General features: G+C 58.0%; 16 protein-coding genes and 1 other RNA gene. All 17 read right to left on the bottom strand.

The window, feature by feature from the left end; translation table 11 throughout:
* Positions 1-66: 66 nt before the first annotated feature.
* Entirely contained in the window at positions 67-675 is a 609-nt protein-coding gene (locus HMPREF2999_RS01890) for a hypothetical protein (protein WP_070676034.1), read from the bottom strand.
* A 426-nt stretch (positions 676-1,101) separates the two neighbouring features.
* Positions 1,102-1,474, bottom strand: a transfer-messenger RNA (tmRNA) gene (ssrA, locus tag HMPREF2999_RS01895).
* A 299-nt stretch (positions 1,475-1,773) separates the two neighbouring features.
* Positions 1,774-2,667, bottom strand: a complete 894-nt coding sequence (locus HMPREF2999_RS01900; protein WP_005508596.1) for a DUF4190 domain-containing protein — start codon at positions 2,665-2,667, stop codon at positions 1,774-1,776.
* A 238-nt stretch (positions 2,668-2,905) separates the two neighbouring features.
* On the bottom strand, positions 2,906-3,370 hold the full coding sequence (locus HMPREF2999_RS01905; RefSeq protein ID WP_070676032.1) for a DUF4190 domain-containing protein: 465 nt from the start codon (positions 3,368-3,370) through the stop codon (positions 2,906-2,908).
* Positions 3,371-3,497: 127 nt separating this feature from the next.
* The gene (gene smpB / locus HMPREF2999_RS01910; protein ID WP_005508591.1) at positions 3,498-3,992 is read right to left on the bottom strand and encodes an SsrA-binding protein SmpB; all 495 of its coding nucleotides are present in this window, start codon (positions 3,990-3,992) and stop codon (positions 3,498-3,500) included.
* 19 nt (positions 3,993-4,011) lie between these two features.
* On the bottom strand, positions 4,012-5,139 hold the full coding sequence (gene prfB, locus HMPREF2999_RS01915) for a peptide chain release factor 2 (RefSeq protein ID WP_049327697.1): 1,128 nt from the start codon (positions 5,137-5,139) through the stop codon (positions 4,012-4,014).
* A gap of 204 nt (positions 5,140-5,343) precedes the next feature.
* A complete protein-coding gene (locus HMPREF2999_RS01920) occupies positions 5,344-5,937 on the bottom strand; it encodes a pilus assembly protein TadG-related protein (RefSeq protein WP_083315082.1) in 594 nt (197 codons plus the stop codon).
* Positions 5,900-6,421 (bottom strand): pilus assembly protein TadE, encoded by a 522-nt coding sequence (locus HMPREF2999_RS01925; RefSeq protein WP_070676031.1) that lies wholly within the window; start codon positions 6,419-6,421, stop codon positions 5,900-5,902. Before HMPREF2999_RS01925 ends, HMPREF2999_RS01920 begins: the two co-directional genes overlap by 38 nt.
* On the bottom strand, positions 6,387-6,842 hold the full coding sequence (locus tag HMPREF2999_RS01930; RefSeq protein WP_005508587.1) for a TadE family protein: 456 nt from the start codon (positions 6,840-6,842) through the stop codon (positions 6,387-6,389). Before HMPREF2999_RS01930 ends, HMPREF2999_RS01925 begins: the two co-directional genes overlap by 35 nt.
* The gene (locus HMPREF2999_RS01935) at positions 6,842-7,069 is read right to left on the bottom strand and encodes a hypothetical protein (protein ID WP_070676030.1); all 228 of its coding nucleotides are present in this window, start codon (positions 7,067-7,069) and stop codon (positions 6,842-6,844) included. Before HMPREF2999_RS01935 ends, HMPREF2999_RS01930 begins: the two co-directional genes overlap by 1 nt.
* 109 nt (positions 7,070-7,178) lie before the next feature.
* Entirely contained in the window at positions 7,179-8,111 is a 933-nt protein-coding gene (locus HMPREF2999_RS01940; RefSeq protein WP_070676028.1) for a type II secretion system F family protein, read from the bottom strand.
* Positions 8,108-8,962, bottom strand: coding sequence for a type II secretion system F family protein (locus HMPREF2999_RS01945; protein WP_070615018.1), 855 nt, complete (start codon positions 8,960-8,962; stop codon positions 8,108-8,110). The genes HMPREF2999_RS01940 and HMPREF2999_RS01945 overlap by 4 nt, the downstream gene beginning before the upstream one ends.
* Positions 8,962-10,224, bottom strand: coding sequence for a TadA family conjugal transfer-associated ATPase (locus tag HMPREF2999_RS01950; protein ID WP_005508584.1), 1,263 nt, complete (start codon positions 10,222-10,224; stop codon positions 8,962-8,964). The genes HMPREF2999_RS01945 and HMPREF2999_RS01950 overlap by 1 nt, the downstream gene beginning before the upstream one ends.
* Positions 10,225-10,689: 465 nt before the next feature.
* Positions 10,690-11,463 (bottom strand): ABC transporter ATP-binding protein, encoded by a 774-nt coding sequence (locus HMPREF2999_RS01955; RefSeq protein WP_005505398.1) that lies wholly within the window; start codon positions 11,461-11,463, stop codon positions 10,690-10,692.
* A gap of 4 nt (positions 11,464-11,467) precedes the next feature.
* Positions 11,468-12,349: an ABC transporter permease gene (locus HMPREF2999_RS01960; RefSeq protein WP_005505397.1), complete on the bottom strand. Its 882-nt coding sequence runs from the start codon at positions 12,347-12,349 to the stop codon at positions 11,468-11,470.
* The gene (locus tag HMPREF2999_RS01965) at positions 12,346-14,352 is read right to left on the bottom strand and encodes a glycosyltransferase (protein WP_070676026.1); all 2,007 of its coding nucleotides are present in this window, start codon (positions 14,350-14,352) and stop codon (positions 12,346-12,348) included. Before HMPREF2999_RS01965 ends, HMPREF2999_RS01960 begins: the two co-directional genes overlap by 4 nt.
* A gap of 2 nt (positions 14,353-14,354) precedes the next feature.
* On the bottom strand, positions 14,355-15,542 hold the full coding sequence (gene glf / locus HMPREF2999_RS01970; protein ID WP_005508581.1) for a UDP-galactopyranose mutase: 1,188 nt from the start codon (positions 15,540-15,542) through the stop codon (positions 14,355-14,357).
* Positions 15,543-15,871: the final 329 nt, after the last annotated feature.

Here is a 15,871-nt window from a genome sequence, read left to right on the forward strand (position 1 = left end):
GGCTTTCCCGTAAGTGGAAAGCCGCCGCCTCGCTATGTATCGCTATGAGAGCAAGTGTTGCCTGTTTTAGGACAGCATCGTGAGAGTTCCGAGCAGACCCAGCAGGCTCAGACCCGAGATGATGTACGCCAGAATGTTGAAGGTCGTCATCTTCGAGGTGTACTTGGTGACGTGACCGGTGTTGACCTTCGCCGAGTAGATGGCAAGCCAAATGGAAACACCGACCGGGATCAGGCCCACGAGCAGCAGAGCAATCACCATGATGTTGGGGCTCAAACCGGAGCTATACGCAGAGGAGCTATAGCCGCGGGAGTTGAGCGCTGCTTCAGAGTGGAGTGCCGCGACCTGAACCCACGCGTAGAGGGTCAGCGCCAGGGCACCCAGGGAGGCACCGAACGCGCCGATGGAGTAGAAGTAGCCGGGGCCGCGGAAGTCACCGGTGGTCTCGCCGTAGGGGCGGCGGTGCTCAGCCGGTACCCGGTACATGTCCGGGATGCGCTGGTAGCTGTCATCGCGGTCGCGCACGTTAGCGGGTGCCACGCCCAGGGCGGGTGCGGGTGCTGCGCCGAGGGGAGCGCCGAGGGGAGCGCCGGGTGCTACGCCAGCAGGTACCGGCTGCGGGGAGTTTGCGTTGTTCTGCTCCGGGAAGGAGGGGGCGGGAATCTGGTTTTCCATGGTGTGTCCTTGAGTGGTCGTCATAGCGGGTATGTAGCTACCGCGTCGTAGCGGTGGCGTCCCTATGACCGGCTATTCTGTGGCTCGTTTGGTGGCTCTGTGGTTGCTCTCGAATGTTGCCGGTGAGATTGAATGAACAATCAACGCCGAACAACGATATCTACCCTTCGATACTACGCCATAGGGTGCGTTTTCGCCTTCTCTGATGACGTTCTCATTACAATGCGGTCACCTGAGCACCCTCGGGCACGCAGGTACACCCCAGAACAGACCGACAATACAGACCGACAATTGGGCATAAAAATACCCGGCAGGTGACGCCGTGGGGCGTCCTGCCGGGTGGTAGAAACCTACCGCGGTTCTTCCTCTGGATTGGAACCGATAATCACCGCCGCACCCCATACGGGATAGCGGACGGCTGGGAGATCGTGGAGATGCGGGGAATCGAACCCCGGTCCGATGTGGCGTCAACGGGGCTTCTCCGTGCGCAGTTTATGCGAACGCTACTTTTCGGCTCCGGTACTTGCATAAACACATATACCGACGAACCTAGTCACGTAAAAGTCCCGCTAACCCCCGCAACAAGGGCTAGCAGCAGTGGCCTTTTAAGTCGATGCCGGTAACTGAGCCAAAGGCATGCTCAGGCCGACAGACGGCAACTCGCGCTTAGGCAGCGAGTGCGAAGTCAGTGCGCTTAGATTCTGCACTTAATTTTTTGCAGAGGGCGTTAACGAGATAACCCTGCATCCTCGGCACGCTTCACCCATCTCAACTCACATCGTCGAAACCGATCATCCCCCTATGCTTTTATCAAAAAGCCCACCGTCTTCTGAAAGTTTTCCTCGACATACCTTGATGCCGTGGTGCCATTCAAACACGGTAGAGATTCAGTATATCTAAGATGTTTAACGGCGTGCAAGTCCCCTACCCACGTAAGTACACCCCTCCGCTAGAGGCGAATAAAGCGAACAGATTAGCACAGCAGCAACACCGTAGCCTGACACAGCGCATAAAAACGGGGTGAGGCACCCCAGAAAATCTGGAATCCTCACCCCGTTCGCGTACCGCGCTGGGTAGCCAAAATTAGGCGGCTAAGACTTAGCGGTGAGCCGGAACAGTCATGCGGTTGTTCGGGTTATCACCAATCTGGCACACCACGTTACCGTGGCCGTCATCGGTACCAACTTCAAGGCACTTCTCAGCAGTCTGAGCAACAGAAATGTACACGAAGAGCATGCACAGCGAGAACAGGACAGCCACCGCGCCGGTTACGATACCGGTAATCGCGAAGCCCTTACCCGCGCCAGCCTCCTTGACCTTCTTCAGGGACAGGGCGCCCAGAATAATCGCAGCGATACCCAGCAGCGCACCAAATACGAAGAAACCGGTCACGACGCCCACAATACCCAGAATCATCGCAGCCAGCGCCATGCCGGGAGCCTTCTTCACAATGGGAGCCGCATACGGGTAACCTGCGGGCTGACCGTAACCATAAGCGTCCTGCTGAGGCTGCTGCTGGTAAGAGTTCTGCTGGTAGTTGTAGTCAGCAGGCTGAGCCTGGTACGAGGCTTCCTGGCCGTAACCGTACTGGTTCTGCTGAGCGGGCTGAGCCTGGTAGGAAGCATCCTGACCGTAGCCGTACTGCTGCTGAGCGGGCTGAGCCTGGCCGTAGGTGTTCTGAGTCGCAGCGCCCTGGGCGGAGGTGCCCTGAGCAACGTTCTGGCCGTAAGCATTCTGCGAAGAGGGCTGCGCACCAAACTGGCCGTACTGGCTCTGCTGAGCCGAAGACTGCTGGCCCGAGTTCTGCTGCGCCTGGCCGTAGCTGTTCTGAGCGGATGCGCTCTGACCGTAGTCCTGGCCGTAAGTGTTCTGAGCCGAAGGAGCCTGGCCATAATCCTGACCGTACGAGCCCTGGGCGGAAGAATTAGGCTGCTGAGCAGCGTAGGGGTTCTGCGCGTTCCCCTGGTTGTTTCCGTAGTTATTCTCAGACATCCGTCGTTCTTTCCTTCACAGTTGCAGCGAACAATTTATACTCGCCCAACGCACCATTGCGCGCTGAGTTCGGTTCCATTATATAAATAAGCTGTCATTTGGGTCATCTGTGAAGTTCAAGATTTCAGATTCAGCGCCCAGAATCCACCAATCGGGCAGATTCAGCGCCGAAAAAGAGCAAGGGACCGAATAGTTCAACACTATTCGGTCCCTCAACGCTTCAAAGAGTCAACGCGACTTAGCGGCGGACAGCCTTATATTCCTTAGGGCTCATGGTCATAGTCTCGCCATGAATGGTGCACACATAGTTACCGCTCGAATCCGGCTCGGCATTCTCAGCGCACTCGCTGAGCATACCAATGCCAATCAAACCCAGAACCAGCACAACAACAGCAACAATCATGCCCAGCGCACCGGTGACAATACCACCAATCGCCATACCCTTACCGGATGCGGTACCGTTCTTCACCTTCACCAGGGCAACAATACCCAGAATCACGCCGACCAGACCCAGCGCGCCACCGAAAATCAGCCAGCCAGAGAGCAGACCAATAATACCCAGAATCAGCGAAGCAATCGCCAGAGCCGAGCTCGGGGTCGGCTGGTAGCCGGGGTAACCACCCTGCATGTTGTATGCGGGTGCCTGCTGCGGTGCGGGAATGAACTCGCCCGGGTTCTGCTGGTAGTTCGGGTTCTCAGACATGTGTCTCCTCAAAAACGTATGGTGCTCGCGGTACACCGCGAATTTTCAACCATTATACGCGAGGAACCGCGCCCCGCCCCTACAGGCAGTCACCGAACCAGCGGTGCATCCCGCCGTTGCCTCAGCCCTAGCCGAGGTTACGGTAACGCATCGCGCGGCGCGCCTCCAGGTCATCCTGACGCTCACGCAAAGCCTGACGCTTATCATACTCACGCTTACCGGTCGCCAAAGCAATCTCAACCTTCGCACGACCATTCGAGAAGTACAGCTTCAACGGAACTACCGTGTAACCGGTCTCCTTCAGCTTCTGCGCCAACTTATTAATCTCAGAACGATGCAGCAGCAGCTTACGGCGACGACGAGCCGCATGGTTCGTCCACGTACCGTAACCATACTCCGCAATATGAATACCCTCGAGCCACAACTCGTTATCGGTCACCTGGCAGAAACCATCCACAATGGACGCCCCACCATCACGCAGAGACTTCACCTCGGTACCCAGTAGAACAATGCCCGCCTCATAGGTATCCACAATGTTGTAGTTGTGGCGAGCCTTCTTATTCTGGGCAATAATCGCGTTATTCGGGTCCTTCTTCGCGTCTTTCTTCTTTTTCTGAGCCATCACTCAATCCTTATACGTCTTAGCTCTCTTCAGCCGCGCGCCCCGAAGCACGCCAGCGAATACCAGCATCAATAAAGGCGTTCAAACCGCCATCCAAAACATTAGAGGTGTTACCCTCCTCATAGCCGGTACGCAGATCCTTCACCATCTGGTACGGATGCAAAACATAGGAGCGCATCTGGTCACCCCAACTTGCCTTAATATCACCGGCAAGCTCCTTCTTCTTCGCGTCCTCCTGCTCCTTACGCAACAGCAACAGGCGAGACTGCAACACACGCAAAGCCGCCGCACGGTTCTGCAACTGCGACTTCTCATTCTGCATCGACACCACAATACCGGTCGGCAAGTGAGTCATACGCACCGCCGAATCCGTCGTATTCACCGACTGACCACCCGGGCCCGACGAGCGGAACACATCCACCTTAATCTCAGACTCGGGAATCTCAATAGCATCCGTCTGCTCAATCAGAGGAATCACCTCAACCGCCGCGAACGAGGTCTGGCGGCGTCCCTGATTATCGAACGGCGAAATACGCACCAGGCGGTGAGTACCCGCCTCCACCGACAGACGGCCAAAAGCGTACGGTGCGTTCACCTCAAAGGTCACCGACTTCAGGCCCGCTTCCTCAGCGTAGGAGGTGTCCAGAACCTTCGTCGGGTAGCCGTTCTTCTCCGCCCACCGCAGGTACATGCGCAGCAGCATCTCCGCGAAATCAGCAGCATCCACGCCGCCGGCGCCCGAACGGATCGTCACCACAGCCTCACGCTGATCGTACTCACCCGACAGCAGTACCAGCACCTCAAGCTCTTCCAGCTTGGCGCGGATTTCACCGCACTCACGCTCAGCATCAGCGAGTAGCTCGGCGGCAGTCTCCTCATCCTCCGCTTCGGCAAGCTCCACCATCACCTCAACATCATCAATGCGAGAAGACAGCGAACGCAGACGATTCAGCTCCGACTGCTTATACGACAGCGCGCTCGTCACCTTCTGCGCGTTCTCCACGTCATCCCACAAATCGGGCGCGGCAGCCTGCGCAGACAGGTCCTCAATGGCGCGCTCAATCCCCTCAATATCGCTCACAGCAGCAATAGAGGTGAAAATCGCGCGAAGCTCTTTAATCTCAGCAGAAAAGTCGAAGGATGCCATAGCTTTTAACACTATCGCGAAACTGCCAGAAAGTCCCGCCGTTACAGTCCGCAACAGCCCACAGCGCAGAAGGATGCGTTGGGCAGCGTACAGAAGCCGCGCAACGGAGACATAAAAAGGGCATAAAACGAGGGCGCACCCGCTAGCCGTTACACTACCTTGCGGATGCACCCTCGCAGTCTATGGGGGGGGCTCACAACGCCCCTAGTCGCTGGACGGGCCCTGGCTCGTCTTCAAACGCGACGAACCGTGAGCGGTCACCTCAATACCATCAGGTACCAGAATCGACAGCAGCGGCGGACGAATACGAGCCGACAGGTACACGTGCACACTGTGATCAGAATCCACGGACACATTCTCCAGACGCAACGCATGAAAATCCTGCCCCGGCTGAACCTCAGCCAGGTACGCACTCGCATACTCCCACGCCGCCGAACCACTCGCCTCATCCAGAGTGCGCATCGTGCGGGTAATCGAGTTCGCCTGAGCATCCGCCATATCCTGCAGATGCTGCGTCTGCAGATACGCACCCGTAATCGCCACCGTCACCGAACCGATGAGCAGAAGCAACGCCAGCATACCCACAATCAACGGGGCAATGCTGCCCTCTTCCGGGTCTGAGGCGAGCGGGTCAGAGGCGAGCGCCCGGCTCTGCGCACGAGCCTGAACCTGTAGATGGGCACGACGGCATGCGTTAGCGTAGCGCTCCCGCACCGAGGAAAGCAGGCGAGCCGGCGATAACAGGTGAGCGGGCGAACCATTAGGAATCAGCATGACCAGACCCCCAACTCGTCGCATGAGAACTCACCGGAATCACGCCGCCACCCATAAACGAAGGCAGCAGCGGCAGACGCGCCTGAACCGTCACCGTGGCGTACGCCTTCGTACCCGAGACGCACTCCCCCGACGCACAGCTCAACGACACGCTCACATCGGAAGGCTCAACCCCGTAATCCGCGGCAGCATGCACCGCCAGACGCTGAGCCAAATCAGGACCCACCGACGAATCCTGCGGCTGCTCCTGCACATACAGCACCACCTGGGCGCTCGCCGCATGAGCCGCCATCACCGAAGACTGCAAGCTAAAAATCGTCAGAATGCCGTAGAGCACCGGGATCAACAGGGTAATACCCAAACCCAGGAACTCCACGATGGCGCTGCCCTCTTCAGAGTCGTGTTGCTCAGAAAGAGGTCGATTAGAGCGGCTCTTCAGGCGTTCCTTCACACGCTGCCGAAGCGAAAAGTCGCTAATCACCGGAACGCTGCTCCGCATAAATCGCATGCCCCTTCACCTCAATAGAATCCGGAAAACCCCACGGGCCCAGCACCGGCAACGGAGACTTCACCGTCACCTCCAAGGTGCGCACACCCGTAGAATCACTACTCTGACGGTACGAAATATTCTCAGCATACGAAGACGGAAGAACCCCCTCAATCATCTGACGGGTACGCTCCATGCCCTCCTGCGGAGTGCGGTCACGCATCGTACCGTAACGTGCCCCAGCCGCCGCAGCATCCACCAACATGGTTCGTGCATACAGGGCGAAAGAAACCTGCAGAATCGCCATGGTCAGCAACACCAACAGTGCACCGACCATGACGAATTCCGTGCTAGCGTCACCGCGCTCGCTCTCCTCCACAGAATATTCCGCGGAGGATAGCTCAGCGGCAGTCAGCTCAGAAGCGATGCGGGGCTTACGCATTACTGGTGAACCAGAGCAATCGCATCGTTGAACATCTTGGTCAGAGCGGGCTGAGCAATCGCCAAGATAGCGGCAACCAGCACGGCGCTCATCATGGTGATCATGACCCAGCCGGGCACGTCACCGCGCTCGGGGTCATCCTGCTTGTTCTTCAGGCGCAGAGCCAGCACGGATGCGACAGCCAGGGCAATCAGCACGGTGAGGGTGGTGCGGAAACGACGGAACATTGTATTCTCCTTCTCTCAAAGGGTGTAGTGTGTGGTTGGTGCGGCACGCCGGGCAATGAAGCCTAGCCCGCCGCGGTGCAGCCGGTACGGTATGTACCCGCCGCAAAATCTAAAAGTTCAAACGCATGAGCGACAGGCCGGGGAATACCGCGAAAATCACGGTCAGCGGCAGGATGAAAAACACCACCGGGGCGAGCATCGCGATCTCCTTCTTACCGGCTGTTTCCATCAGCTCACGCTTAGCGTTATCGCGCACATCCTGAGCCTGCGCACGCAACACATCGGCTAGAGGGGTGCCGCGCTCAATCGCCACGGCAATACCCTCAACGAAGCGGCTCAACGCCGGAACGCGAGTACGCTCCGCAAACTCCTGTAGCGCGCTCAACAGCGAAACACCGGAACGGGTCTGCGCCAAAATCTCCGAAAACTCACGAGCCAACTCGCCGCGAGAGGTCAAACAGATACGCTCCAAAGCCGCCAGCGCCGACTCGCCCGCCGTCACCGACAGAGCCATCATCTCCGCCAGCGCCGGGAACTCAGCGACCAGCTGCTTCTCACGCTTAGTCACCGCCTCACCCAGCCACCAGTCACGCGCCAGAAAGCCGCTCAAACCGCTCACCAGCACCAGCACAAGAGCCACCAGGATGGAGAAACGCTCCTGCACCACACCGATAACGGTCAAGGCACTCATGACGGTCACACCGGCAAGAGCCCACAGCAGCTGCTCAGCACGAAACGCGCTCACACTCTGCGAAGAACCAGCACGACGCAGACGCTCCTGCACCGAACTATCGCTCAGCGACGAGCCGCTCAGAGACGAAGACAGCGAACGCAGAAGCGGCGCGCAGAACGCCGAAATCGCCTCCAGCAGGCTCGGCTCACGGCGCTCCTGCTCCTTCAACAGCAACTCACGCAGAGTCTCACCGCGCAGCTGCGACGCCACACGATCAGAAAACGAAATACTGCGGGTATTCAGCACCGACGAAAGAATCAGACCCACGCCGGTCGCCAACAGCAGACCAAAAATCAGAGGCAGGTTCACCCGAAAACCCTCCGTTCACGCGGCAACTCACCAATACGCAGCATCAGACGGTACGCCGCCAAAGAAATAGCGGCACCTGCAATCATCAGCATCGCACCGGCAAACGAGTTATACACCATGCGCGCGGCAGGCTGAGTCGCCATCAGACACAGCACAAACCAGGGCGCCACACAGGAGAGGCGAGCCGCATTCACAGTCCACGACTGGCGAGCCAGAAGCTCCGAACGGGTACGCGCATTCTCACGCAGAAAATCACTCAGCGTGCCCAGCAGCTTACCCAGGTCCGAACCGCCCACCTCGCGAGCAATCTTCAACGCCTCAATAATGGTGTCCGCCACCGGGTCAGAGAGGTACTCCTTCAAACGGTTCAGCGACGGCACAAACTCACCCGACGCACGGTAATCACGCGAGAAATGGGCGAAGGCATCACGCAACTCTTCCGGGCCGCGGTACGAGAGCTGAATCAGCGCCTCCGGCAAGGACAAACCCGCACGAATCGCCGAACGCAGGTGGTCCACCGCATCCGGCCACAACTGCCAAATACGGGCATCCGCCGCGCGAGCACGATGATTCACAATCACGCGAGGTGCCGCAAAACCACCAATCAGGCCCAGCAAGCCAAGCGGCAAAAGCTGAGTGACCATCAACAGCAGAACCGACGCGCTCACGCCGCTGGCAACGCTCACCCACATGAACGTGCGAGGAGTCAGCGAATGCATACCCGCCTTACGCAGCGCCACAACCAGCGCCGGGTCGTTACTCGGCTTCGGCGGCTTGCCGTTATCCGGAAAGCAGGAAAGGTAAATCAGGCAGACGCCCAACCCCAAAATCAGGCTCAGAAACAGAGGCATTACTGACCCGCCTTCGCCGCAGCCAGCACCTGCTCAGGACGGTGACCGGCACGAATCCAACGGTCCGGGTTCGGCAGCTCCAACGCCACGCACACCATCTGACCGTCACGGCGCACAAACAGCGGGGACATCTCAATCACTCCGTCCTCAACGCGGCCACCCAGCATGCTGATCTCTTCGACCTGACGCTGACCGCGCGAATCGCGGCCGCAATGCACCACAATGTCAAAGCAGGACGCCACGGTCGGCACCACGAACGCCGAGGAAATATTCTCGCCCGCCAGCAGCGGCAGGGTACAAATCTTGGTCACCGCGTCACGCGCCGAGTTCGCGTGAATCGTGCACATACCCGGCAGACCCGCGTTGAGCGCAATGAGCATGTCCAGGGATTCCGCCTCACGCACCTCACCAATGAGGATGCGGTCCGGGCGCATACGCAGAGCTTCCTTGACCAGGCGGCGCAGCTCAATCGCGCCGGTGCCCTCAAGGTTCGGCTGGCGGCACTGCAGGCCCACCACATCGCGTAGCGGAACCGCGAGCTCAAAGATTTCTTCGCACGTAATCACGCGCTCACGCGGCGGAATGGATGCAGACAGGCAGTTCAGCATCGTGGTCTTACCCGCCTGGGTTGCGCCCGAAACGAGGATGTTCATGCCGCTCTCCACCGCCGCGTGTAGCAGGGACGCCGCGCCGGCGCTCAGCGAGTTCATGCGCACCAGGTCGGGCAGTCGGCGGGCACGCACCACGAACTTACGGATATTGATGCTCGTGTGCCTGCGAGTAATATCCGGAATCACCGCGTGCAGGCGGGAGCCATCCGGCAGGGATGCATCAACAAACGGAGAGGAAAGGTCCACACGACGGCCCGAAGGCTTGAGCATGCGCTCCAGCAAGCTATTGATCGCCTCGGCGCTCAGGTGCAGACCGGTCAATTCGCTTTCGCCGTTACGGGCGATAAAGATTTCGTCGGGAGAGTTGATCCAGATTTCTTCAACGCTCTCGTCATCGAGAAACGGCTGAATCACGCCAAAGCCGCAGATTTCATCGTGCAGGCGCTGAATCACGGATTCGCGGTCACCCAAATCCGGCAGGGAAATGCGGGTGCGCCGCTGCTCATAATCGTTCAGGTGCTCGTCAATGAGCCCACGCACCGCATGCTGGTCCTCGTGCGGATCCAGGCTGCGGTGGCGCATTGCCTCACGGATATTTTCCTCGAGCAGAGTTAGATGCTCCGCCCGGGTATCCAGTACGGTGTTCTCCATTGAAGTGATCCGATGCTGTGTGTGGTGTGGTTGTGTGGAATACGGTGAGGCATTGATACATCAATGCCACCATCACCCTACCCTCAGCGCATCAAATTTATCAAAATGTAATAAAACGCCCCTTAATATTTACGAGTATAGTATTTGAGCATTTTTGATGCATAGAATTGCATACATTGTTACCTAACGTGCACCAACATTCAAAGCGCCTAGTCAGCTGTGACTCGCAGAACAGTTGCAGGTACGCACCTCGAACCACTCACCGTTAATCACCGCCATATTGCACTCGGTGCACACGTAACATTTCGTCTTAAAAGCCGCAGCCTCCCCTGCTAAAACGCAAGAACCCTACCCAGCAGCACATTCCCGGGCACAACTTTCGGGCGCTCCTTCCCGGGCACAGTAAAGGGGCGTGCACTCCCCCATCGGGAATACACGCCCCATCACAAGCGATACATCTAGCGGTTAGTCGCCGCCACGAATCACCTTCACAGCTTCCTTAATCGGACCGTCAAAACGCAGGTTACCGTGCTCCAGCACCACGCCGCGGTCACAAATCTTCGACACCAAATCCAGGTCGTGGCTCACCACGGCAAGAGTCTTACCGGCAGAGCACAGCTCCTGAATCTTCGCAATACACTTCTTCTGGAACGGCTCATCGCCCACCGCAAGAATCTCATCCACCAGGAAGATATCCGGGTTCGTATGCACCGCAACCGAGAAGGCCAGACGCAGATACATACCCGAAGAGTAGAACTTCACCTCTGTATCGATAAAGTCGTGAATCTCAGCGAAATCCACAATCGAATCGAAGGAAGCCTCAATCTCATCCTTGGTCATACCCAAAATCGCGCCGTTGAGGTACACATTATCGCGACCGGTCAGATCCGGGTGGAAACCAGCGCCCACCTCAATCAGACCCGCAATATTGCCGCGCGTGAGAACCTCACCCTCATCGGCGCGCATCACACCAGAAATCATCTTCAGCAGCGTGGACTTACCCGAGCCGTTCAGACCCAGAAGAGCCACACGCTCGCCCTGACGAATATCCAGGCTCACGCCGTTGAGCGCATTGAACTTCTCCGAAAGATCACCCTTGCGGCCCTTAATCAGCCACACAAAAGCTTCCTTCATCGAACGGGTGTGGCGCAGAACGAAGCGCTTCACCAAATTCTCCACGTGAATCACTACGGGAGCGTCCGGGCTCACCGGCGGGAACTCAAGCTTCTTAATATCCACAGAATCAGAGCTCCTGGGCGAAGTTGCCCTCAAACTTACGGAAGAGCAAATCACCAATCAAAACGGTCAGCAGAGAAATACCAATGGCAATCGGAGTCCAGAAGCTGAAGAGATGCGGAACCACCTGCGAAGCAGGAAGCGCCAAATCCTCAGGACGAAGCGTCGGATGCCAGAAGCCATAGTGGAACAGCTCCACCGCAACAGTCAGCGGGTTAATCATGAACACGTTGAACACCCATGGGTAGAGAGTGTCACGCACCATGGTCCAGGAGTACAGCACCGGCGAGAACCAGGTAGCCACCATCAGCAGCATGTCCACGATGTTCTCCGAATCACGGAAGAACACGTTAGCCACACCGAAAATCAGACCCAGACCATAGGACAGCAGCATCACGATGAGCATGCCCGCCAGAATCGACTCAAAAGCCAACAAGGACGGATGCCAGCCCACCGCAAAACACGCCAGGAGCATGACCACAATCTGCGGCACAAAATGCACCAGAGCCACCCACACCGTAGACAGCGAGAACAACTCACGCGGCAGGTAAATCTTGCGAATCAGAGCACTGTTAACCACCATGGCGCGAGCACCATTGCCGAACCCCTCCGAGAAGAAGTTAATAGCAATCATGCCCGAGAACAGGTACACCGCATAGTTGTGCATACCGCGTTCCAGGCCAAGGAAAAGACCCATGGCAATGTAGAACACCAGGAACTGCACACCCGGCTTAATGTAGGACCACAGAATACCCAGCACCGAGCCGCGGTAGCGGACCTGGATTTCCTTATCGACCAGAAGTCGAAGCAGGTAGCGATTCTTCATCGCATCCAGAATGCCGCGGCCGCGACCGGGCGCCTTCAGGGGAACAGACTTCAAATCGCTCATCGGGTCAGCTCAGAATCCGTATGCTCGGCGAAGGTCTTAGCCCACGCATCGTAGGAGGCAACCTCAGCAGCCTTCGAACGGTACTGCTCACGCAGCTTCTCCCAGCCGGTCACCAGCTGAACGTGCAGCTTAGCGGCCTGAGCCAGCTTCGACTTGAGCTGCTCGGGGTCGCGGCGGTACCAGAACAGGCCGGTACCCTCAGCATTAGTCGCCAGAGCCGAATCGAACTTCGACAGGGTCCACCAGTTGGTCTCACCGTAGTTCAGCTGAATCTGCGGGTGAGCCTTCGCCTCTTCGCTCACCGGCTTGAACAGCTGACGAGCAACAGTCTTCGCGGTCCAGGAAGCAAGCTTCTTGTAACCGGGGGACGCGAAGGAACGGCGGCCACGGAACGGAGGCTTCTTCGTCTGAATAGCCGGGAAGTCATCCACGTTCGGCTTCACCTGAGACTCCGGGTACTCCTTAGCCATCGCACGAATCACCGGCAGACGCTGCGAGAGCGAGGGGTGCAGGTGCTCGGGGCCGGAGAGCAGATCCTCCAGCGCCATCAGGCGGCCGGCCTCAGTGTAGTACTGCATGGACAGGGTGTGCTTGACGTCCAAGAACAGGGACTCCAGCAGCACGCGGCCACCCTTATCGAAGGGCGAGTGCAGCAACGCCGTAATGAGGCGGTTGCGCTCGTGGTAGTACGCCTGCCAGCCGACCGAGTCATCCTTATCGGTCCAGGACACGTGCCACACGCCAGCACCGGGGAAGGACACGGTAGCGAAGCCCGCAGCCTTAGCGCGCAGACCGTACTCAGCGTCATCCCACTTCAGGAACAGAGGCAAGGACAGACCGATTTCCTTAATGACGGCGGTCGGGATGAGGCACATCCACCAGCCGTTGTAGTCCACGTCCACGCGGCGGTGCAGCCACGGGGTGTTACGCAGATTGTGGTGGCCCAGGTTGTGACCCATAGCCATGTCTTCGTGCGGCTTAGCGTAGAAGTTACGCCACGGGTCAACAACCTCACCGAACGCGTGCAGGACCGAACGGTCGAACATGTCGAACATGTGCGCACCCACGATGGTGGGTTCCTTGCAGTAGTTCGCGAAGGTCACCATACGCAGGATCGACTCGGGCTCAACGATAACGTCATCATCGAGCAGCAGCACGTAATCGGAGCCGTTGTTGACAGCCTCAAACATGCCGCGCGAGAAGCCACCGGAACCACCCAGGTTGCCCTGGTTAATGATGCGGAACTTACCGGAGAGGGGCTTGACGACCTCTTCGAAATCCTCGTGATCCTGCACCTTCTGGGTGCCCTGATCCACAATCAGGAACTCGTGCACAGCATCGAAAATCTCGGGGCTCTCACCCAGAGCACGAATGTTGTTGATGCAGTACTCCACCTTGTTCATGGTGGTAATCTGCACGGTCGCCTGACCAGCCTTCACGTCTGCGCGGGGCTCAATGTCGCCCAACCAGTTCGCTTCAATCAGCTCAAGGTCGCCGGTACCAGCCAGGTCGAACCAATACCAGCCACCGTCGCCGAACGGCGCCAGGGGCAGGGTGAAGGTGTTGGTCTCCTCGCCGGAGAGCAGCTTCGCATCCACACGCTGAATCACGCCACGGCCGTTGGACTTGTACACAATGACCATGCCCTCACCGCGAGTCTGAACGCTCAGAGTGACCTTCTTCAGGTCAGTCCAGCGGCGCCAGTACGATGCGGGGAACGCGTTGAAGTACGTGCCGAAAGACAGGCTCTGGCCCGCGTTTACGGTGATGGAGCGGCGGCTGTTCAGGCTGTTCGCGGCATCACGGTTCGCGCTAGCGTTCGACACAGACTGACCGGAGGTGTTCATCGCCTCCGCAATGGAGGTGGAAGCGTCACCGTCAATACGGGTAGGCAGCTGAACGCCGGTTGCGACACTCGCGTCCACGTACAGGGGCACGACGTCAGTCTCAACCGCGCTCGGGAAAATAACCCGCTGCAGGTTCTTCAAAGTCTTATCAGCCATGGTTATGCGTCAACACCACCGGACTCGATCTTCGCACCGTTAGCGAAGTGCGGGCGGATCTTGTTGTCGAACATGGACAGTGCAGCGCCGATAGCCATGTGCATATCCAGGTACTTGTAGGTACCCAGGCGGCCACCGAACAGCACATTGTTCTCGCCCTTAGCCAGGTCGCGGTACGCCAGCAGCTTCTCACGGTCCACGGAGGTGTTGACCGGGTAGTACGGCTCGTCGCCCTTGTTCGCGAAGCGAGAGTACTCGCGCATGATGACGGTTGCATCCTTGGTGTAGTCACGCTCGGGGTGGAAGTGACGGAACTCGTGGATGCGGGTGAAGGGAACATCAGCATCGGGGTAGTTCATCACGGAGCAACCCTGGAAGTCCTCAATCGGCAGGACTTCTTCTTCCAGGTCGATGGTACGCCAGGACAGGTCGCCCTCAGCGTAGTCGAAGTAGCGGTCAACCGGGCCGGTGTAGACCACGGGAATCTGACCCAGGACGTTCTCACGAGAGTACTGGTGACCGGGCTCGAAGAAGTCAGTGTTCAGGTGCACCTCAATGTTCGGGTGCGCCGCCATACGCTCCAGCCATGCTGCGTAGCCGTCAACGGGCAGACCCTCGTACTTGTCGTTGAAGTAGCGGTTGTCGTAGTTGTAGCGAACCGGCAGGCGGGAAATGATAGATGCGGGCAGCTCTTCCGGCGGGGTCTGCCACTGCTTAGCGGTGTAGTGCTTGATGAACGCCTCGTACAGGGGGCGACCAATCAGGGAGATACCCTTGTCATTCAGGTTCTGCGGGTCGGTGCCAGCCAGCTCGCCAGCCTGCTCAGCAATGAGCGCCTTTGCCTCTGCGGGAGAGTAAGCGGCGTTGAAGAACTGGTTGATGGTACCCAGGTTAATGGGCATGGGGTACACGATGCCGTTGTGGCGGGTGTACACGCGGTGTACGTAGTTGGTGAACTCGGTAAAACGGTTCACGTACTCCCAGACACGCTCATTGGAGGTGTGGAACAGGTGCGCACCGTAGCGGTGCACCTCAATACCGGTCTGCTTCTCCTTCTCGCTGTATGCGTTACCACCGATGTGGGAACGGCGGTCCAGCAGGGCAACCTTCAGGCCCAGCTCAGTGGCAGCCTGTTCTGCGATGGTCAGACCAAAGAGGCCCGAACCGACTACTACGAGGTCAGCGGTCAATGTTTTCTCCTGTATTATCACGGCGCACCGCCGCTTCTGCGAGGGCGGTATTCACCTACCAGATTGGACACATCCGAGGGTTCTCAGTCGCGCCGCAATCCGCACGGGTGGGTACAAAAAGCCCCTCCCGTGATGGATATAGTCATAATCTAAGATACCTGTTTATCAAGCACTACGCATACTTATGACGTGCTTTTAGGGGCTTTTGGACTATTGTTCGCACGCTCTTTCCCCGAGTGAGTATTCTTCGCGAACCCCGAGGTCACGCCGGTCTGAGACAGTTCTTTCTTCTGCGTATTTTTACGGTCTACTCATGGTGAAGGAATTTT

The organism is Rothia sp. HMSC066H02, from assembly GCF_001814995.1.
In the GTDB taxonomy this organism is placed as follows: domain Bacteria; phylum Actinomycetota; class Actinomycetes; order Actinomycetales; family Micrococcaceae; genus Rothia; species Rothia mucilaginosa.